General features: G+C 65.7%; 18 protein-coding genes. 14 read left to right on the forward strand and 4 right to left on the reverse strand.

Annotated features, from left to right (window positions below; all coding sequences use genetic code 11):
• Window positions 1-15 precede the first annotated feature (15 nt).
• Window positions 16-825, forward strand: a complete 810-nt coding sequence (locus FHS98_RS03840) for a CDP-alcohol phosphatidyltransferase family protein (RefSeq protein WP_167100024.1) — start codon at window positions 16-18, stop codon at window positions 823-825.
• On the opposite strand, the gene FHS98_RS03845 is transcribed toward FHS98_RS03840, so the two are convergent.
• Complete coding sequence (locus tag FHS98_RS03845) at window positions 767-982, reverse strand: hypothetical protein (RefSeq protein ID WP_167100027.1); 216 nt, start codon at window positions 980-982, stop codon at window positions 767-769. The genes FHS98_RS03840 and FHS98_RS03845 overlap by 59 nt on opposite strands.
• Before the next feature lie 261 nt (window positions 983-1,243).
• Here FHS98_RS03845 and rpsB point away from each other — a divergent pair, with 261 nt between their 5' ends.
• From rpsB to fabZ, 11 genes are all read left to right on the forward strand, one after another.
• Window positions 1,244-1,996 carry a 30S ribosomal protein S2 gene (rpsB, locus tag FHS98_RS03850; RefSeq protein ID WP_167100030.1) on the forward strand — a complete coding sequence of 251 codons (753 nt, stop codon included), beginning with the start codon at window positions 1,244-1,246 and terminating at the stop codon, window positions 1,994-1,996.
• A gap of 110 nt (window positions 1,997-2,106) precedes the next feature.
• Window positions 2,107-3,036 (forward strand): translation elongation factor Ts, encoded by a 930-nt coding sequence (gene tsf, locus FHS98_RS03855; RefSeq protein ID WP_167100033.1) that lies wholly within the window; start codon window positions 2,107-2,109, stop codon window positions 3,034-3,036.
• Between the two features lie 166 nt (window positions 3,037-3,202).
• On the forward strand, window positions 3,203-3,925 hold the full coding sequence (gene pyrH, locus FHS98_RS03860) for a UMP kinase (protein WP_167100036.1): 723 nt from the start codon (window positions 3,203-3,205) through the stop codon (window positions 3,923-3,925).
• Window positions 3,926-3,927: 2 nt separating this feature from the next.
• Complete coding sequence (gene frr / locus FHS98_RS03865; protein ID WP_167100039.1) at window positions 3,928-4,491, forward strand: ribosome recycling factor; 564 nt, start codon at window positions 3,928-3,930, stop codon at window positions 4,489-4,491.
• The gene (locus tag FHS98_RS03870) at window positions 4,488-5,240 is read left to right on the forward strand and encodes an isoprenyl transferase (protein WP_167100042.1); all 753 of its coding nucleotides are present in this window, start codon (window positions 4,488-4,490) and stop codon (window positions 5,238-5,240) included. Before frr ends, FHS98_RS03870 begins: the two co-directional genes overlap by 4 nt.
• On the forward strand, window positions 5,237-6,025 hold the full coding sequence (locus FHS98_RS03875; protein ID WP_167100045.1) for a phosphatidate cytidylyltransferase: 789 nt from the start codon (window positions 5,237-5,239) through the stop codon (window positions 6,023-6,025). The genes FHS98_RS03870 and FHS98_RS03875 overlap by 4 nt, the downstream gene beginning before the upstream one ends.
• A 4-nt stretch (window positions 6,026-6,029) precedes the next feature.
• Window positions 6,030-7,184 (forward strand): 1-deoxy-D-xylulose-5-phosphate reductoisomerase, encoded by a 1,155-nt coding sequence (locus FHS98_RS03880; protein ID WP_167100048.1) that lies wholly within the window; start codon window positions 6,030-6,032, stop codon window positions 7,182-7,184.
• Entirely contained in the window at window positions 7,181-8,314 is a 1,134-nt protein-coding gene (locus tag FHS98_RS03885) for a M50 family metallopeptidase (RefSeq protein ID WP_167100051.1), read from the forward strand. The genes FHS98_RS03880 and FHS98_RS03885 overlap by 4 nt, the downstream gene beginning before the upstream one ends.
• 141 nt (window positions 8,315-8,455) lie before the next feature.
• Window positions 8,456-11,164: an outer membrane protein assembly factor BamA gene (bamA, locus tag FHS98_RS03890; RefSeq protein WP_167100054.1), complete on the forward strand. Its 2,709-nt coding sequence runs from the start codon at window positions 8,456-8,458 to the stop codon at window positions 11,162-11,164.
• Window positions 11,164-11,784, forward strand: a complete 621-nt coding sequence (locus FHS98_RS03895) for an OmpH/Skp family outer membrane protein (RefSeq protein WP_167100057.1) — start codon at window positions 11,164-11,166, stop codon at window positions 11,782-11,784. Before bamA ends, FHS98_RS03895 begins: the two co-directional genes overlap by 1 nt.
• The gene (gene fabZ, locus FHS98_RS03900) at window positions 11,781-12,263 is read left to right on the forward strand and encodes a 3-hydroxyacyl-ACP dehydratase FabZ (protein WP_167100060.1); all 483 of its coding nucleotides are present in this window, start codon (window positions 11,781-11,783) and stop codon (window positions 12,261-12,263) included. The genes FHS98_RS03895 and fabZ overlap by 4 nt, the downstream gene beginning before the upstream one ends.
• A 36-nt stretch (window positions 12,264-12,299) precedes the next feature.
• Here the strand turns inward: fabZ and mobA are convergent, their stop codons facing one another.
• Window positions 12,300-12,824: a molybdenum cofactor guanylyltransferase gene (gene mobA / locus FHS98_RS03905; RefSeq protein WP_167100063.1), complete on the reverse strand. Its 525-nt coding sequence runs from the start codon at window positions 12,822-12,824 to the stop codon at window positions 12,300-12,302.
• A 98-nt stretch (window positions 12,825-12,922) separates the two neighbouring features.
• On the opposite strand from mobA, the gene rpmE reads away from it, so the two are divergent.
• Window positions 12,923-13,153 (forward strand): 50S ribosomal protein L31, encoded by a 231-nt coding sequence (rpmE, locus tag FHS98_RS03910; protein WP_167100066.1) that lies wholly within the window; start codon window positions 12,923-12,925, stop codon window positions 13,151-13,153.
• 14 nt (window positions 13,154-13,167) lie between these two features.
• On the opposite strand, the gene FHS98_RS03915 is transcribed toward rpmE, so the two are convergent.
• Window positions 13,168-14,352, reverse strand: coding sequence for a CaiB/BaiF CoA transferase family protein (locus FHS98_RS03915; protein WP_341786017.1), 1,185 nt, complete (start codon window positions 14,350-14,352; stop codon window positions 13,168-13,170).
• A gap of 1 nt (window position 14,353) precedes the next feature.
• Window positions 14,354-15,544, reverse strand: a complete 1,191-nt coding sequence (locus FHS98_RS03920; RefSeq protein WP_167100069.1) for an acyl-CoA dehydrogenase — start codon at window positions 15,542-15,544, stop codon at window positions 14,354-14,356.
• Window positions 15,545-15,794: 250 nt separating this feature from the next.
• Here FHS98_RS03920 and FHS98_RS03925 point away from each other — a divergent pair, with 250 nt between their 5' ends.
• On the forward strand, window positions 15,795-18,164 hold the full coding sequence (locus FHS98_RS03925) for a TonB-dependent receptor (protein ID WP_208401931.1): 2,370 nt from the start codon (window positions 15,795-15,797) through the stop codon (window positions 18,162-18,164).
• Window positions 18,165-18,207: the final 43 nt, after the last annotated feature.

The raw sequence follows: 18,207 nt of genomic DNA on the forward strand, positions 1-18,207 counted from the left end.
GGTGAAGGGCCTCGCATGGCGTCGCTGAACGCGCGTTTCCGCGATCGTCCGCGCCGGGGCATCCCGTTGCGCGCGGTCGCCCCCAATGCGGTGACGGCGCTGGCGCTGTGCTTCGGGCTGTCGGCTGTTCGCTTCGCGATCGGCGATCAGTGGGAACTGGCGATGGGCGCGGTGATCGTGGCCGGTGTTCTCGACGGGCTCGACGGGCGCATCGCGCGCCTGCTCAAGGGCGAGAGCCGTTTCGGCGCCGAACTCGATTCGCTCTCCGACGTGATCGCCTTCGGTGTCTCGCCGGCGGTGGTGCTCTATCTCTGGTCGCTGCAATATATGCCGCAATTCGGCTGGACGATCGCGTTAGCCCATGCGGTGTGTTGCGCGCTCCGCCTCGCCCGCTTCAACGCCCAGATCGACGCGACCGAACAACCCCGCAAGGCGGCCGGCTTCCTGACCGGCATTCCGGCACCCGCGGGTGCGGGCCTCGCCTTCGTTCCTATCTATCTCTGGCTGGCGACGGGGCATGTCGACCTGTTCCGCACCGCCTATGTCGTGGCGCCATGGACGGCGATGGTCGCTCTTCTGATGGTGTCGAGCGTGCCGACCTATGGCTGGAGTTCGATGCGTCTGCGGCGCGGCATCCGCTTCGGCGCGCTGGTGGTGATCGGGTTGCTGGGCGGCGCGCTCGTCAGCGCGCCCTGGCCAACCCTGTCGATCATCGCGCTGCTTTATCTGGCGTCCATCCCGCTCGGCATTCGCGCCTATGCCCGCGTCAAGCGACGCACAGTCGCCGAGCGGGCATCGCCGGCAGCGGGCGCACCGTTGCCCTGACCCGGGCAGGCCGCGCCTCGATCTTCGGGGGTGCGGCCGCCGTCAGGCCCAGCGCCAGCCGGATCTTTTCCGCGCCGTCCGACAGCGTGCGCAGAATGACCGCCGTCGCGCCCAGCGCGATCAGCAGAGAAACGAACGAAGCGATAATGTGGATCATGGCCTGACCTCATCCTCGATCCCGCCGGGCGTCCGTGACACGCCCAACAGCGGCTTGTTCCTGACTTGACCCCTTATGTTCGCAATTTGTTCCAATGTCAAGCACGCTGGAACGTGCTCCTTCGGGTTGATTTCCAGCCCCGAGGGCGTTAAGGGGCCGCCCATTCCACATGCGGGGCGCCCATACCGGTGCCTGCGGCCGCCTTTGAGGCGATCCTAGGGTTCCTGCCCCGCAGAGGTTCAACCGGAAGGAGATATCCCCATGGCGGCACCGTCCGTTTCCATGCATCAGTTGCTCGACGTCGGCGCGCACTTCGGCCACCAGACCCACCGCTGGAACCCGAAGATGAAGCCTTACATTTTCGGCGATCGCAACGGCGTCCACATCATCGACCTGTCGCAGACCGTACCGCTCTTCGCGCGCGCCCTGGACTTCATCAACCAGACCGTCGCGCATGGCGGCAAGGTTCTGTTCGTCGGCACCAAGCGTCAGGCGCAGGAGCCGATCGCCGAGGCCGCTCGCGCGTCGGGCCAGCACTTCGTCAACCACCGCTGGCTGGGCGGTATGCTCACCAACTGGAAGACCATCTCGGGCTCGATCAAGCGCTTCAAGGCGCTCGAGGAGCAGCTCTCGGGCGACACCGCGGGCCTCACCAAGAAGGAAGTCCTCCAGCTCACCCGTGAGCGCGACAAGTTCGAGTTGTCGCTCGGCGGCATCCGCGACATGGGCGGCATCCCGGACGTGATGTTCGTGATCGACGCCAACAAGGAAGAGCTGGCGATCAAGGAAGCCAACACGCTCGGCATTCCGGTCGTCGCGATCCTCGACTCGAACGTCTCGCCCGACGGCATCGCTTTCCCGATCCCGGCGAACGACGATGCGAGCCGCGCGATCCGTCTCTACTGCGAGCTGATCGCCGAGGCCGCGACCCGTGGCAACCACGGTGCGCAGGCCGCTCGCGGCGCCGACTTCGGCGCGATGGACGAGCCGCCGGCCGAAGCCGCGCTCGCCTGAGCGGATGTCACGCGATCGTAAGATCGCGTCCCTAGCGGCGGGTTCACTCCCGCTCCCCGTCACCCCGGTTTCGACCGGGGTGACGATGCATATCTGAAAGGATTACAGACATGGCGGAAATCACCGCTGCCACCGTCAAGGAACTGCGCGATCGCTCGGGCGCCGGCATGATGGACTGCAAGAAGGCGCTGTCCGAGACCGCTGGCGACATGGAAGCCGCCGTTGACTGGCTGCGCTCCAAGGGCCTCGCCGCCGCTGCCAAGAAGTCCAGCCGCACCGCGGCCGAGGGCCTCGTGGGCGTCACCGTCGCCGGCACCAAGGGCGCCGCTGTCGAGGTGAACTCCGAGACGGACTTCGTCGCCAAGAACGACCAGTTCCAGGCGTTCGTCCGCAACGTCGCCGGCATCGCGCTGGAGACGGGCGAGGACATCGAGGCGCTCAAGGCCGCTTCCTATCCGGGCGGCGGCACCGTTGCCGACGCGCTGACCGCGAACGTCGCCACCATCGGCGAGAACCAGACGCTGCGCCGCGCCAAGGTGCTGACCGTCGGGCAGGGCGCGGTCGTTCCCTACGTCCACAACCAGGCCGTTCCGGGCATGGGCAAGATCGGCGTGCTCGTCGCGCTCGAATCCGATGCCGGCGTGGACGTGCTGGAGCCGCTCGGCAAGCAGCTCGCGATGCACATCGCCGCGGCTTTCCCGCAGGCGCTGCACGCCGACCAGCTCGATCAGGACATGATCGAGCGCGAGCGCGCGATCGCCCGTGAGAAGGCGGCCGAGAGCGGCAAGCCGGAAGCGATCATCGAAAAGATGGTCGAGGGCGCCGTCCAGAAGTTCAAGAAGGAAGCCGCGCTCCTGTCGCAGCTCTTCGTCATGGACAACAAGACCCCGATCGAAGAGGTCGTGGCCAAGGCGGGCAAGGATGCCGGCACCAAGATCGTGCTGAAGGACTATGTCCGCTTCCAGCTCGGCGAAGGCATCGAGAAGGAAGAGAGCGACTTCGCGGCCGAGGTCGCTGCTGCGGCCGGCGTCAAGGCCTAAGCCACATCGGATTGCGCCCGTCGGCGCGCGCGTTACCGGAAACGGGCGCGCGGGCCGGCGGGCGTTTTCTTTTCGTGGTGGATGGTGCTTCACGCTGCTTGGCAGGGACGGGGGGCATCACTAAGGTGCCGCGACTTTCTGCCATCCGATCGGATATATTTCCTGCATGACCCGTCCGCGTTTCCAACGAATCCTCCTCAAGCTCTCGGGCGAGGTGCTGATGGGCTCCGGCCAGTTCGGCATCGACCCGGACACCGTGACCCGCGTGGCCGAAGAGATCCTCGCCGTCCGCGAAGCCGGTCATGAGCTTTGCATCGTCGTCGGCGGCGGCAACATCTTCCGCGGCGTGGCGGGTGCCGCCCAGGGCTTCGACCGCGCGACCGGCGACTATATGGGGATGCTGGCGACCGTGATGAACGCGCTCGCCGTGCAGAACGCGCTGGAGCGTCTCGGCGTCGACACGCGCGTGCAGTCGGCGATCCCGATGGCCTCCGTCTGCGAACCCTTCATCCGCCGCCGTGCCGAACGTCACCTCGAGAAGGGCCGCGTGGTGATCTTCGCGGCGGGCGTCGGCAGCCCCTTCTTCACCACCGATTCCGGCGCCGCGCTGCGTGCCGCCGAGATGAAGTGCGATGCGATCTTCAAGGGCACCTCGGTCGATGGCGTGTATGACGCCGATCCCAAGAAAGTGCCGGGCGCCAAGCGCTACGATGAAATCGACTTCGGCACCGTGCTGGCCCGCGACCTCAAGATCATGGACGCCAGCGCGATCGCGCTGTGCCGCGACAACAATATCCCGATCGTCGTCTTCAACATCCGCGAGCAGGGCAATCTCGCCCGTGTCCTCGCCGGCGAGGGGACGGCGACGATCGTCCGCAACGGAGAATAAAAATGGCCGGACCCGTTTACGACAAGGCTGACCTCGAACGCCGCATGGCCGGCGCGGTGGAATCGCTGAAGCACGACCTTCAGGGCCTGCGCACCGGTCGCGCCTCGACGGCGCTGCTCGATCCGGTCACGGTCGAGGTCTATGGCTCGCACATGCCGCTCAATCAGGTGGCGACTGTGACCGCGCCCGAGCCCCGGATGCTCGCCGTGCAGGTGTGGGACAAGTCCAATGTCGGCCCCACCGACAAGGCGATCCGTTCGGCGGGTCTCGGCCTCAACCCGATCGTCGACGGCCAGACGCTGCGCCTGCCCATCCCGGACCTGACCGAGGAGCGCCGCAAGGAGCTGGCCAAGCTCTGCGGGCAGTATGCGGAGAAGGCGCGCATCGCGGTCCGCAACGTCCGCCGCGACGGCATGGACAATCTCAAGACCGACGAGAAGAAGAACGGCCTGTCGGAAGATGAGCGCAAGCGCCACGAAGGCGACGTGCAGAAGCTGACCGACAGCACGATCGCCGACATCGATGCGGCGACGGCGGCGAAGGAAAAGGAAATCCTCGGCAAGTGAAGCCGGCCTTTCCCAGCGCCGCTTCCGCCGCGCCGGCGGGGGGCTCGATCGGGCCGGTGCCGCGCCATGTCGCGATCATCATGGATGGCAATGGACGCTGGGCGAAGGCCCGGCGCCTGCCGCGCGTGGCCGGTCACCGTCAGGGTATCGAGGCGGTGCGCAGGACGATCCGCGCCGCCGGCGATCTCGGCATCGAGGCGCTGACGCTCTACGCCTTCTCGTCCGAGAACTGGCGGCGGCCGGCGGCGGAGATCGCGGACCTGATGGGTCTGCTGCGCCACTACATCAAGTCCGAGCTGAACGAGCTGGCGCGCGAAGGCGTGCGGCTGCGCATCATCGGCGACTATCGCAAGCTGGAGCCCGATCTCGTCCGAATGCTGGACGATGCTGTCGAGCGCACGGCGAACAACACGCGCCTGACGCTGGCCATCGCACTCAACTATGGCGCGCAGGACGAGCTTCTGCGGGCGGCGCGGCGGCTGATGCGCGAGGCGCGGGCAGGGGAGGTCGATCCCGATACGCTCGACGACGCCGCCTTCGAGGCGCGTCTCGATACGGTCGGCCTGCCGAGGCTGGATCTGTTGATCCGCACCTCCGGCGAGCAGCGGCTTTCCAACTTCCTGCTGTGGCAGGCGGCCTATGCCGAACTGATCTTCACCGACACGCTCTGGCCCGATTTCGATCGGGAGCATCTCGTCGCCGCGATCGAGACGTTCGGCCAGCGCGAACGGCGATACGGAGGCCTATGAGCGCCGCTGCCGCGTCGAGCCGCCGTTCCGATCTCGCCGTTCGCTCCGTCACCGGCGTCATCCTGATCCTGATTGCCGTCGCCTGCCTGATCTATGGCAGCGATCCGTTCTGGATACTGGCGTCGGCCGCCGGGCTTATCATGGTGGCCGAATGGGCCGGCCTGATCCGGGCGGAGCGCTGGCAGATGTGGCTGGCCTTCCTGGGCCTCATGCTGCCGCTGGTGCTCGAACAGCCGCATATCAACGTGCCCACGCCCGCCAGCTTCTACAGCCTGATCGCCGCGACGGTGGCGGTCGCGGCTTTCACGCGGAACCTGCGGCTGGCGGCGGGCATGATCTATGCCGGGCTTCCCGTTCTCTGCCTGTTCTATATCCATGACCAATATGATGGGATAGACCTGAGCTTCTGGACGCTTGCGGTGGTATGGGCGACCGATATCGGAGCCTATTTCGCGGGCCGGTCGATCGGAGGGCCGAAACTGGCGCCCGTGTGGAGCCCGAACAAGACGTGGGCCGGCCTCATCGGGGGCATGGTGGCCGCGACTGTCGTCGGGCTCGGATTGGTGGCGGTGCTGCATGTGCAGGTCCGGCTGGCGGCCTTCAGCGGCCTGCTGGCGATCGCCGCGCAGATGGGCGACCTGTACGAGAGCGTGATGAAGCGCCGCGCGGGCGTGAAGGATTCGGGCCGGCTGTTGCCCGGCCATGGCGGCGTGATGGACAGGCTCGACGGCGTGGTGCCGGTGCTCTGCATCGTCGCGCTGATCGTTGCATCAGGGATATTGTGAAACCATGCGGACTGTTACCATCCTCGGGGCGACGGGCTCGGTCGGGGGGTCGACCCTCGATCTCGTCGAGCGTGAACCGGAGCGCTTCCAGATCGAGGCGCTGACCGCCAACAGCGATGTCGACGGGCTGGCGGCCATCGCCAGGCGCACCAGGGCGAAGATCGCGGTGATCGGCGACGCCAGCCGTTATCAGGCGCTCAAGGACGCACTCGCCGGCAGCGGCGTCGAGGCGGCGGCGGGGCCGGAGGCGATCATCGACGCGGCGCGGCGCGGCGCGGACTGGACCATGGCCTCGATCGTCGGCCTCGCGGGTCTGGAGCCGACCATGGCGGCGCTTTCGTGCGGCAAGTCCGTGGCGCTGGCCAACAAGGAGGCTCTGGTCTCGGCGGGCTCGATCATGATTCGGGCGGCCGAATCGGCGGGCGCGCGCCTGCTGCCGGTCGATTCCGAGCATAATGCGGTCTTCCAGTGCTACGAGCCCGAGCCCGGCCGCGTCAGCCGTATCATCCTGACCGCGAGCGGCGGCCCGTTCCGCACCTGGACGCGCGAGCAGATGCGCACGGTCACCCCGGCGCAGGCGGTGAAGCATCCGAACTGGTCGATGGGCGCGAAGATCTCGATCGATTCGGCGACGCTGATGAACAAGGGCCTCGAACTCATTGAGGCGCATCATCTTTTCCCGATCGGCGCTGATAAGCTGGATGCGATCATCCATCCGCAGTCGGTGATCCATTCGATGGTCGAATATATCGATGGCTCGGTGCTGGCCCAGCTTGGCGCGCCCGACATGCGTGTGCCGATCGCCCATGCGCTGGCGTGGCCGGAGCGGATGGCGACGCCTTGCGCGCGCCTAAATCTCGCGACTGTCGGCAAGCTGGAGTTCGAGACGCCGGACGAGGAGCGCTTCCCCGCGCTCGCGCTTGCCAAGGCGGCGCTGGCCGCCGGCGGTGCCCGTCCCGCCATCCTGAACGCCGCCAATGAGGCTGCGGTCGCGGCGTTCCTGGGCGGAGCGATCGGTTTTCTGGACATTGCCTCCGCCGTTGCCGAAGTTCTGGCGCAATATGAGCCACCTGCGCCCACGACCCTCGCCGAGGTCGTGGCCATCGACGCCGAGGCCCGCCAAAAGGCGGCAGGCGTGATGCGAAGGATGGCGGCATGACACAGATCGGAGGGTTCGTCTGGGCGGCGGCATGTTTCCTGCTCGTGATCGGACCCCTGATCTTCATCCACGAACTCGGCCATTATTTCGTCGGCCGCTGGTTCGGTGTGAAGGCGGATGCCTTCTCGATCGGTTTCGGCAAGGAGATCGCCGGCTGGACCGATAAGCGCGGCACACGCTGGAAGGTCGCGTGGCTTCCGCTCGGCGGCTATGTCCGCTTCGCGGGCGACATGAACCCGGCGAGCAAGCCAAGCCCGGAATGGCTCGCCTTGCCGCCATCGGAGCGTGCGAAGACCTTTCAGTCGAAACCGGTATGGCAGCGCTTCCTGATCGTGCTGGCCGGGCCGGCGGTGAATTTCCTGTTCGCCTTCCTCGTGATCGCCGCGATCCTGATGAGCTATGGCGAGCCCGTCACCCAGCCGGTGGTGGCGTTCGTCCAGCCTGGCTCCGGCGCGGCTGCCGCGGGCCTCGTCGCGGGTGACCGCATCGAGCGGGTCGATGGCCAGCATATCCGTCGTTTCGAGGATATCGCATCCTACACCTTCCTCCACCCCGATGCGGAGTTGCGCATCGATCTCGTCCGCGCCGGCAAGCCGCTGACGCTGCGGGCGCGCACCCATGCGACGATCGAGGTGGATCGCTTCGGCAATCGCGCGCGCAAGGGCATTCTCGGCATTGCGCCACACGCCGGGACGATCCAGCCGGTTCCGCTGCGCGACGTGCCGCAGAGGGCCGGGGGGTATGTCGTGGGCGCCGTCGATACGACGGTGACGGCGATCAAGCAGATCATCCTCGGCACGCGGCCCGCATCCGAGCTTTCCGGCCCGGTCGGCGTGGCGCGGGCGGCGGGCGAGCAGGCGACGCTCGGCTGGTTTGCGATCGTGCTGCTGATGGCGGGTATTTCGATCAATCTGGGGTTCATCAACCTGCTGCCAATCCCGATGCTCGATGGCGGCCATCTCCTCTTCTATGTGGTCGAGGCGGTGCGCAGGCGGCCTGTGGCGCCGGAGGTGCAGGAGTGGGCGTTTCGATCTGGGCTTGCGCTTCTGCTCGGGCTCATGCTGTTCGTAACGTTCAACGATCTGGGGACGGCGGGGCTGTGGCACAGGTTGGCGAGCCTGATCGGTTGAGGGCGATCGACGGCAAGCTGGATCGAGCCGGGTTGATCGGCCGCGCCTGATCGGGCAGGGGCGTAAGACTGGGAGCAGCGGCGGGCGTGGCGCATGTGTCATGTCCGTCTTGCAAGCGCGAGGGCGGGTACAAGCGTGAGAATGGAAGGCAAGCACAGCCGGATCGGGTCCGCGCTGCTGATCGGAACGATCCTCAGCACGGGTTATGTGGTTCCGGCTCAGGCCAAGCACGAGGCGCGCCAGCCGCATGGCGTGCCGGTGCCGCTGACGACGAGCGCCCCGACGGTCGCGGCGCCCGCGCCCGCGACGGCGCAGGAGGTGATCCGCTCGATCAAGGTGACGGGCAACCAGCGCCTCGAGTCCGAGACGGTCCTCTCCTACATCAAGCTGCACGTCGGCGACGTCTACACCCGCGAAGACGGCGATACCGCGCTGAAGACGCTGTACGGCACCGAGCTGTTCGCGGATGTCACCATTCGCGACGAGAATGCGGGTGATCTCGTCATCGCCGTGCGCGAGAACCCGGTCGTCAACCGCATCGTGCTCGAGGGCAACAAGCGGCTGAAGTCCGATAAGATCATGCCGGAGATCAAGCTCTCCGCGCGTGAGATCTTCACGCGCTCCAAGGTGCGTGCGGACGTTGGCCGCATCATCGAGCTGTATCGCCGCCAGGGCCGTTATGCCGCGACGGTCGAGCCGCAGATGGTGCTGCTCGACCAGAACCGCGTCGACGTGGTGTTCGAGATCCACGAGGGCGACAAATCCAAGGTCCGCCGGATCAACATCATCGGCAACGAGCATTTCTCGGACAGCCAGATCAAGGGGCAGATGGCGACGAAGGAAGCGACGCTCACGCACTTCCTGTCGTCCGGCACGAGCTATGACCCGGATCGCCTGGCCTATGACCAGCAGAAGCTCCGCCAGTTCTACCTGACGCAGGGCTATGCCGATTTCCGCGTCGTCTCGGCCGTCGCCGAGCTGACGCCGGACAAGAAGGACTTCATCCTCACCTATGTGATCGAGGAGGGTAAACGCTACAAGTTCGGCAAGCTCGACGTCGAAAGCGACATCCGCGATCTCAATCCGGCGACGCTGCGCTCGTTGATCCGCGTGAAGCCGGGCGACTGGTACAACGCGAAGACGGTGGAAGACACGGTCGATTCGATGACCGAGACGGCCGGGCTCCTCGGCTACGCCTTCGCCAACATCGAGCCGAATTTCGATCGCGACGGCGACAAGCTGACCATGGGGGTGACCTTCCATGCGAATCAGTCGCCGCGCGTTTACGTCGAGCGCATCGATATCAACGGCAACACTCTGACGCAGGACAAGGTCGTCCGTCGCGAGTTCCGTCTGGCGGAAGGCGATGCGTTCAACGGTTTCCAGGTGAAGCGCTCGCGCGATCGCATTCGTTCGCTCGGTTATTTTCAGGAGAAGCTGGAGATCGACCAGAAGCCGGGGTCCGCGCCGGACAAGGTGGTCCTCGAAGCGAACGTCCAGGAAAAGTCGACCGGCCAGCTTCAGGTGTCGGCTGGCTATTCGAGCCTTGAGAAGTTCATCGTCAACCTGTCGATCGAGCAGGCCAATTTCCGCGGCAAGGGCCAGACGGTCCGCGCCAGCGCGGACTGGTCGGCCTATTCCAAGTCGGTCAGCCTGGGCTTCACCGAGCCCTATCTGTTCGACAAGAACGTCTCGATCGGTGGCGACGTGTTCCGGCGCGATTATCGCTCGTTCAGCTACACCACCGACAACGACCGCAATACGACCTACAACCAGACGACCACCGGCTTCCAGATTCGCATGGGCATCCCGCTCACCGAATATTGGTCGATGGCGACGCGCTACGGCCTTAGCCAGGACAAGGTGTCGCTCGACAAGGGCACCTATTATTCCGACATCAACGGCGACGGTAAGCTCGAGTGCGATCCCGTTCTGGCCGGCCGCTATCTCTGCGATGCCGTGGGCAATCGGACGACGTCGTCGGTCGGCTACTCGATCGTTTACGACAATCTGAACAACCGCATCCGGCCGACGGCGGGCAACCGCTTCATCTTCAGCCAGGATTTCGCGGGCCTCGGCGGCAGCGTGAAATATGTCCGCACCAACGTGCAGGACGACAAATATCACAACCTCGGCGCGGGCTTCATCCTGAACATCCACGGCGAGGCGGGGTATATCCTGCCTTACGGCTCGAAGCGCTTCGACGACGAAGGCAACGAGGTCGATCGCGTTCGCCTGACGGACCGCTTCTATCTCGGCGAGCCGCAGATTCGCGGTTTCGACATCCGCGGCGTCGGCCCGCGCGTCGTGCGCTATCTCTACAATAGCGACGGCACGCTCAACATGACCAAGGATGGGCGCATCCAGGACGACGCGCTGGGCGGCCGCGCCTCCTATCTCGGCCATCTCGAAGTGGAAATTCCGCTCGGCTCGGGCGCGAAGGACGCCGGTTTCAAGCCCTCCGTCTTCGTGGACGCGGGCTCGGTCTTCGGCTTGAAGCGTCCGATCACGGAAGACATTCCCGACGCCAACGATGCGCGCCTTCAGCGGCCGGTGCTCGATGCCAGCGGCAACAAGCAGTGCATCGCCACCACGACCGGCGCCACGCCGACGACGATTCCTTCCTCCGGGGTATGCCCTTCCGGCACCAGCATCTATCAGATCGCCGTCGCCAGCCCGTTCAAGGAAGTTTACTACGGAAATAGCTGGAAACCGCGCGTTTCGGTCGGTTTCGGCGTTTCGTGGAATTCGCCTTTCGGTCCGCTGCGGATTGACATCGCCAAGGCGCTGGTCAAGCAAAAGGGCGACGACACCAAGCTCTTCTCCTTCAACGTGGGAACTCAGTTCTGATGACCAAGATCTTCAAGTCGGCTCTGCTCGTCGCGACCGCGGCTGTTTCGTTCGCCGCCATCCCGGCGCTGGCGGATTCGTCTGTGCTCGTCGTCGATTTCGACCAGGTGTTCCAGAACTCGGCGGCCGCCAAGAGCGGCACGCAGCAGCTTCGCACCAAGTATGACAGCCAGCTCAGCGCCCGCCGCACGGCGTTCCAGTCGGCGGCTCAGGCCTACAACACGCAGGTCGAGAGCGCGAAGAAGACCGCCAAGCCGGGCACGCCGATCCCGGCTGCGACGCAGAGCGCCCTCCAGCAGGCCGGTGAGCGCGCTCAGGCCGCCGAGCAGGCGCTCCAGGAAGTTCAGCAGGAAGTGAACCAGGCGGCGGCCTATGTCCGTCAGCAGATCATCGAACATGCCGGCCCGGTCGCCGAGCAGATCCGCGCGGAGCGCAAGGCCGCGATCGTGATGAGCAAGGATGCGACCCTCGCGTCCGACCCGGCCGCTGACGTGACCACCACGCTCGTGCAGCGCCTCGACGCGTCCTTCCCGACGCCGAGCATCGTCGTGCCGCAGCAGGGCGCGGCCCCGGCCGCCACGACGACTCCGGGGAACCCGAAGGCGACGCAGGGCCGGTGAGCGAAGGCATCGCCTCCGAGGGCGCCGTGATCGGCCCGCTGGATATCCGGCGGGTGATGGCGGCGCTCCCGCATCGTTACCCGATGCTTCTGGTCGACCGGGTCGAGGAGATCATCCCCGGCAAGTCGATCCGCGCCGTCAAGGCCGTGACGTTCAACGAGGGCTTCTTCCAAGGGCATTTCCCCGGCCGTCCGATCATGCCGGGCGTGCTGATCGTGGAAGCTCTCGCTCAGGCGGCGGGCGTGCTCGCCGTCGAGAGCCTCGGCCTCGCGGATTCGGGCAAGCTCGTCTATTTCATGGGGATCGAGAACGCGAAGTTCCGCGCCCCCGTCGAGCCCGGCGTGCTGCTGACGCTTGAGGTCGAAGTCGTGCAGATGCGCGGCAAGGTCTCGAAGTTCACCGGCAAGGCTTCGATCGAAGGCAAGCTCGCCACCGAGGTGAGCTTCACCGCCATGATCGCGGACCCGCCCGCGGCCTGACGCCACGGCATCCGGCCATTCCGACCGTCTCGTGGGTCAGGATGGCCGGAAAGCGGCCAGATCAGCCGGCGTGTTGATATTAGGGATCGCTTCCTCGATCGCGACCCAGCGGGCATCCACCGTGAGCGCCCATGCACGGACGGACCGATCCGTGGCGATTTCCAGATAGTCGGTGAGCTTCGTCGCCAATCCGGCCTTCCAGAGGCCGATGGTCGGTTGTCCGCGGACCAGCGCATTGGGCTTTCCGAGCCGATCCCGGAGGTCGGCCGGCAGACGGGGCAGATCGCATCCACTCGTGAGGACGGCATCGAACCCGTTGCGTTCGGCATAAGCCAGCGCGCCGGCAAGGCCTCCCAACGGGCCAAGTCCGGGGGCAGGCAGATCGTCCACCCGTTCCAGCTTCGGCCAGTCACGTCCGATCACCACGAGCGCGTCGCACTGCGCGCCCAGCCGTTCGGCGACATGCGCCAGCATCGGGCGGCCATCGATCGGTGCCAGCGCCTTGTCTCGCCCGAACCGGCGGGAGGCGCCACCGGCCAAAATCGCGCCCAATAGCTTCATGAACGGCATTCCGGCGGGTTGCGCGGGGCGCCCGCTTCGATTATCGGGGCCGCCTGCCGGTGCTGGTCGGGAACCAGCGCCTTAATGGAGATTGTCCGGTGAAGAAGAACACCCACCCCGATTACCACATGATTAAGGTGCAGATGACCGACGGCACCGTGTTCGAGACCCGCTCCACCTGGGGCGCCGAGGGCGACACGCTGCTCCTCGACATCGATCCGCTGTCGCACCCGGCCTGGACGGGCGGCCGTGGCCAGCTCCTCGACGCCGGTGGTCAGGTCGCGCGCTTCAACAAGCGTTTCGGTGGCCTCAGCCTCACCAAGAAGTAAGCGGGGCGGGGGCCTCACCGGCCCCCTTCCAGTTCACGCCGTATCGCCGCGCCGTCCGCGTCCAGTCGCGGAGCGGCGCGGTTTGCGTTCTGGCGCTCGCCATCGATCACGATCGGGCTGGCGAGGCCGGGAAGCGGGCCATCCGGCCCCGGCGATGCGATCACCATGCCGCGCGCCACGACCTGCGGGTCCGCGAACACCGCGTCGAGAGGGTTGATCGGCCCGCCGGGTACGCCCTCCGCCTCCAATCGCGCGGCCAGCGTCGCGCGGGTCCAGATTGCCGTTGCGTCCGCCAGCATCGGGATGAGCACGGCCCGGTTCGTCACACGGCCGGCATTGGTGCGGAAGCGCTCGTCCATGGCCAGGCCATCGAGCCCGAGGATCGCACAGAACTTCGCGAACTGGCGATCGTTGCCCACCGCTACGATGATGTCTCCGTCGGCCGTGCGGAAGCTCTGATAGGGCACGAGGTTCGGATGTGCGTTGCCCATGCGGTTGGGCGCGATGCCGCTCGCCATGAAATTGAGCGCCTGATTGGCGAGGACACCCACCTGCGAATCCAGCAGCGCCATGTCGATATGGGCGCCCTGTCCGGTCTGGTCGCGCCGGCGCAGGGCCGCGAGGATCGCAACCGTCGCATAGAGGCCGGTGAAGATGTCCGCATAGGCGACGCCGGCCTTCTGGGGGGCACCATCGGGCTCGCCTGTGAGCGACATCGCGCCGCCCATCGCCTGCACGATGAAGTCATAGCCGGCGCGGCTCGCATAAGGGCCGGTCTGGCCGAAACCGGTAATCGAGCAGGTGACGATGCGCGGATTGACCGCCGACAGGCCGGCGTGATCGAGGCCGTATTTCGCCAGCGCGCCAACCTTGAAATTCTCGATCACCACGTCGGACCGCGCGGCCAGCGCGCGGACTTCGGCCTGCCCCTCAAGCGAGGCGATGTCGATGGCGATCGAGCGCTTGCCCCGGTTGGTGGCATGGAAATAAGCCGCATCGAGCGAGCCGCCGGCCGGATCGGTGAGGAAGGGCGGCCCCCAGTGGCGGGTATCGTCGCCCTCCGCCGGACGCTCGACCTTGATGACCTCGGCGCCGAGATCGGCGAGCAACTGCCCTGACCATGGTCCGGCGAGGATGCGCGCCAGTTCGAGGACGCGCACGCCCTCCAATGGCCTGGGGGCGTGCGGCTTGTCGCTCACCTCAGAACGCCGCGAGCCCGGTGATCGCACGGCCGAGGATCAGGCCATGAATGTCGTGCGTGCCCTCATAGGTGTTCACCGTCTCGAGGTTGGCGGCATGGCGGATGACATGGAACTCGGCCGAGATGCCGTTGCCGCCATGCATGTCGCGCGCGACGCGGGCAATGGCGAGTGCCTTGCCGCAATTGTTGCGCTTGGCGAGCGAGATCAGGTCGGGCTGTAGCACGCCGTCTTCCATCCGGCGGCCGATGCGGAGCGATGCCTGGAGGCCGAGGCCGATCTCGGTCATCATGTCGGCGAGCTTGAGCTGGACGAGCTGCCGCCCGGCGAGCGGCGTGCCGAACTGCTTGCGGTCCAGCGTGTAGGAGCGGGCGGCCGCATAGCAGGCCTCGGCGGCGCCCATCGCGCCCCAGCCGATGCCGTAACGCGCGCGGTTGAGGCAACCGAACGGCCCTTTCAGTCCCTCGACGTTCGGGAGCAGCGCGTCTTCGCCCACCTCGACGCCGTCGAGCACGATCTCGCCGGTGATAGAGGCACGCAGCGATAGCTTGCCCTCGATCTTGGGAGTGGAGAAACCCTTGGCGCCGCGCTCGACGATGAAGCCCCGGATCTTGCCGCCATGCGCGTCCGACTTGGCCCACACCACCGCCAGATCGGCGATCGGCGAATTGGTGATCCACATCTTCGTGCCGTCGAGGCGATAGCCGCCGTCGATCTTGGTGGCGCGGGTGCGCATTCCCGCCGGGTCGGAGCCGGCGTCGGGCTCGGTCAGGCCGAAGCAGCCGATCCATTCGCCGGTCGCGAGCTTGGGCAGATATTTCTTCCGCTGCTCTTCGGAGCCATAGGCATGGATCGGGTGCATCACGAGCGAGGACTGCACCGACATCGCCGAGCGATAGCCGCTGTCCACGCGCTCCACCTCACGGGCGATCAGGCCATAGGCGACGTAGCCAAGCCCCGCGCCGCCATATTCATGCGGGATGGTGGCGCCGAGCAGGCCGAGTTCGCCCATCTCGCTCATGATCTCCCGATCGAAGCGTTCGTCCAGATAGGCCGACGTCACGCGTGGAAGCAGCTTGTCCTGCGCATAGCCATAAGCGGTGTCGCGGACGAGGCGCTCCTCGTCGGTGAGCTGGTCGGAAAGGTCAAAGGGGTCCGCCCAGTCGAGCGGGGTGATGACGGGTTCAGCCATGGCATCCTCTTTTGATTGCCACAGGCCAAAGCGCGTTCCGGGTCGCTTGGCAACCCCCGGAGCGCTCGTGCCGGGCGGGCCGCAAAAATCGAAGCGATCGAAGATGAACGGAGGTTGACTAATGCGAGACGTTTTCAATAAGAGCGACCCTGCTATTGAAAATTGAATGCAACAAGGGGCTCTCATGTCGTCATCTGCTCTCCGATCCCGCACCTCCGGGGCCAGTTATCTTGCGCTCGGCTGCGTCGGCATGATCTCGTCGGCATTCCCGGCCCACGCGCAGTCTGCCCAGGCGGATGGAGACAAATCGACCAACCTCGGCGGCGTCACGGTCACGGACACGGCGATCAACGAGGGCAGCTACAAGACCGATCGGCTCGACTCGCTGAAGGCCACCGCGCCGCTGGTCGATACGCCGCGTTCGATCACCGTCATTCCCGCGCAGGTGCTGAAGGATACGGCGTCGACCACGCTGACCGAGGCGCTCCGCACCATTCCCGGCATCACCATGGGGGCGGGCGAGGGCGGCAATCCGCTCGGCGACCGCCCCTTCATCCGTGGCTTCGACAGCCAGAACTCGCTCTACCTCGACGGCGTGCGCGACATCGGCGCCTCGACCCGCGAGACGTTCGACGTCGCCTCGATCGAGGTGGTGAAGGGCTCGGACGGCGTCACCAACGGCAGCGGCAATGCTGGCGGCTCGATCAACATCATCAGCAAGCGCCCCACGACCGAACGCTTCATCCAGGCCGAGGGCAGCTACGGCAGCGACGACTACAAGCGCGCGACCGTCGATATCAATCAGCCGCTCAACGACTTCATCGGCGTTCGGCTGAACGCGATGTATCACGATCAGGGCGTTGCCGGGCGCGGGCCGGTCTATCAGAAGCGCTGGGGCGTGGCGCCGTCGATCACCTTCGGGCTGAACGGCCCGACCAGCCTGACGTTCGACTATTATCATCTCCACACGACCGAGCTGCCGGATGGCGGCATTCCCTATACTTATACGATCGGGAACGAGCCGGCCGGTGTGACCCAGGTCGGCCCGGCGAGACACTTCACCACGGTTGACGGGCAGACGATCGACGTGCCCCGCAATGCCTTTTACGGGCTGGTCGATCGCGATTTCCGTAAGACCAATGTCAATGAAGCCACGATACGTTTCCAGCATGAGTTCGATAACGGTTTCACCATCCGAAACGTTTCGCGTTATTCGCGCACCTATCAGGCGTATCTTTGGACGATGCCCGATGATTCCCAGGGCAATGTCGGCAATACCGGTCAGGTCTGGCGGCGGGTCAACCAGCGCTACGGTTATTATGAGGGGCTGACCAATCAGACCGAACTGAGCGGCAAGTTCAAGACGGGCGGGCTCAAGCACAGCATCACCGGCAGCCTCGAATATAACTGGCAGCAGTCGGCTTATGGATCGTTCGTGTCCAATGCCGCCACCGGCACGGCGATCGCCACTGGCTCGACGATCAACCCGCGCTGCAACGCGGATACCGTCGCGCGCTATTATTGCACGTCTGTCGCAAACCCCAACCCTTATGATCCGTGGGTCAGCTACACGTCGGATACGTCGACCATTCCGACGCCGATCGTGAAGAGCCTGCCCAAGACGCAGACGCTGTCGCACGCGGGCAATTATTCGGCCTCGCTGTTCGACACGGTCACCGTCACCGACTGGCTGCTGTTCAACCTCGGCGGCCGTTACGATCGCTTCTCGACGAGCGCCAGCCCGGCGCTCGCAGCGACCGCCACCACGTCGCGGAACTGGATCAACAAGAAGAACAACCTCTGGACCTATCAGGCGGGCGTCGTCGTCAAGCCGATGGCCAATGGCAGCATCTACTTCTCGACGTCGCGCTCGGCGATCCCGCCGGGGTCGTTCCTGTCGCAGGGTTCGGAGGACAATACCCTCACCACCGCCAATATCGATCCCAACACCTTCAAGGTGCAGAAGACGACCTCCTATGAAGTCGGCACCAAATGGGATCTGTTCGACAACAATCTCGCGCTGACGCTCGACCTGTTCCAGACGCGGACGGCGAATGCTCGCACGACCAACCCGGACGGCACGCTCTCCTATCTCGGCACCAAGCGCGTCCGGGGCGTGGAGCTTTCCTACAACGGCAACATCACGCCCGAGTGGAACGTCTTCGGCGGCTATGTCTACATGCCGTCGAAGGTGCTCGACGCCGGCCTGACCGCGACGACCGTGAACGGCGTCACGCTGACGGCTCCGGCTGCGGCCACCGGGCATCCGTTCCCGAATACGCCGAAGTACAGCTTCACGACCTTCACCAACTACAACGTCACGCACAAGCTGACCGTCGGTGGCGGCGTGATCTACATGGGCAAGGTCTATGGCGGCTTCTCGGATCAGCGCACGATCCAGAACGGTGCGGTGGTCGTCACCAAGACGCGCGCTACCTATGTGCCGGACTATTGGCGTTTCGACGCCAATGCCTCCTATCAGTTGACCGATCAGATCGGCCTGCGCCTGAATGCGCTCAACCTCACCAACAAGCGCTATTTCGATCAGGCCTATCCGACCCATTATGCCCATCAGGCGGCGGGACGGACCGTGATCGGCACGCTCAGCGTCCGCTACTGAGGCATGTTGAGGGGCGGCGCGTTCCAACGTGCCGCCCCGCAGG

It is taken from the genome of Sphingomonas oligoaromativorans, from assembly GCF_011762195.1.
GTDB lineage: Bacteria > Pseudomonadota > Alphaproteobacteria > Sphingomonadales > Sphingomonadaceae > Solisphingomonas > Solisphingomonas oligoaromativorans.

Bases quoted from the DNA above. Each gene is read 5' to 3' on its own strand.
- FHS98_RS03895 (WP_167100057.1), top strand. From the start codon at position 11,164: ATGACCAAGATCTTCAAGTCGGCTCTGCTCGTCGCGACCGCGGCTGTT.
- FHS98_RS03920 (WP_167100069.1), bottom strand. From the start codon at position 15,544: ATGGCTGAACCCGTCATCACCCCGCTCGACTGGGCGGACCCCTTTGAC.
- frr (WP_167100039.1), top strand. From the start codon at position 3,928: ATGGCCGGACCCGTTTACGACAAGGCTGACCTCGAACGCCGCATGGCC.
- pyrH (WP_167100036.1), top strand. From the start codon at position 3,203: ATGACCCGTCCGCGTTTCCAACGAATCCTCCTCAAGCTCTCGGGCGAG.
- rpsB (WP_167100030.1), top strand. From the start codon at position 1,244: ATGGCGGCACCGTCCGTTTCCATGCATCAGTTGCTCGACGTCGGCGCG.
- FHS98_RS03840 (WP_167100024.1), top strand. From the start codon at position 16: ATGGCGTCGCTGAACGCGCGTTTCCGCGATCGTCCGCGCCGGGGCATC.
- FHS98_RS03875 (WP_167100045.1), top strand. From the start codon at position 5,237: ATGAGCGCCGCTGCCGCGTCGAGCCGCCGTTCCGATCTCGCCGTTCGC.
- mobA (WP_167100063.1), bottom strand. From the start codon at position 12,824: ATGAAGCTATTGGGCGCGATTTTGGCCGGTGGCGCCTCCCGCCGGTTC.
- tsf (WP_167100033.1), top strand. From the start codon at position 2,107: ATGGCGGAAATCACCGCTGCCACCGTCAAGGAACTGCGCGATCGCTCG.
- FHS98_RS03925 (WP_208401931.1), top strand. From the start codon at position 15,795: ATGATCTCGTCGGCATTCCCGGCCCACGCGCAGTCTGCCCAGGCGGAT.
- bamA (WP_167100054.1), top strand. From the start codon at position 8,456: ATGGAAGGCAAGCACAGCCGGATCGGGTCCGCGCTGCTGATCGGAACG.
- FHS98_RS03885 (WP_167100051.1), top strand. From the start codon at position 7,181: ATGACACAGATCGGAGGGTTCGTCTGGGCGGCGGCATGTTTCCTGCTC.
- FHS98_RS03880 (WP_167100048.1), top strand. From the start codon at position 6,030: ATGCGGACTGTTACCATCCTCGGGGCGACGGGCTCGGTCGGGGGGTCG.
- FHS98_RS03845 (WP_167100027.1), bottom strand. From the start codon at position 982: ATGATCCACATTATCGCTTCGTTCGTTTCTCTGCTGATCGCGCTGGGC.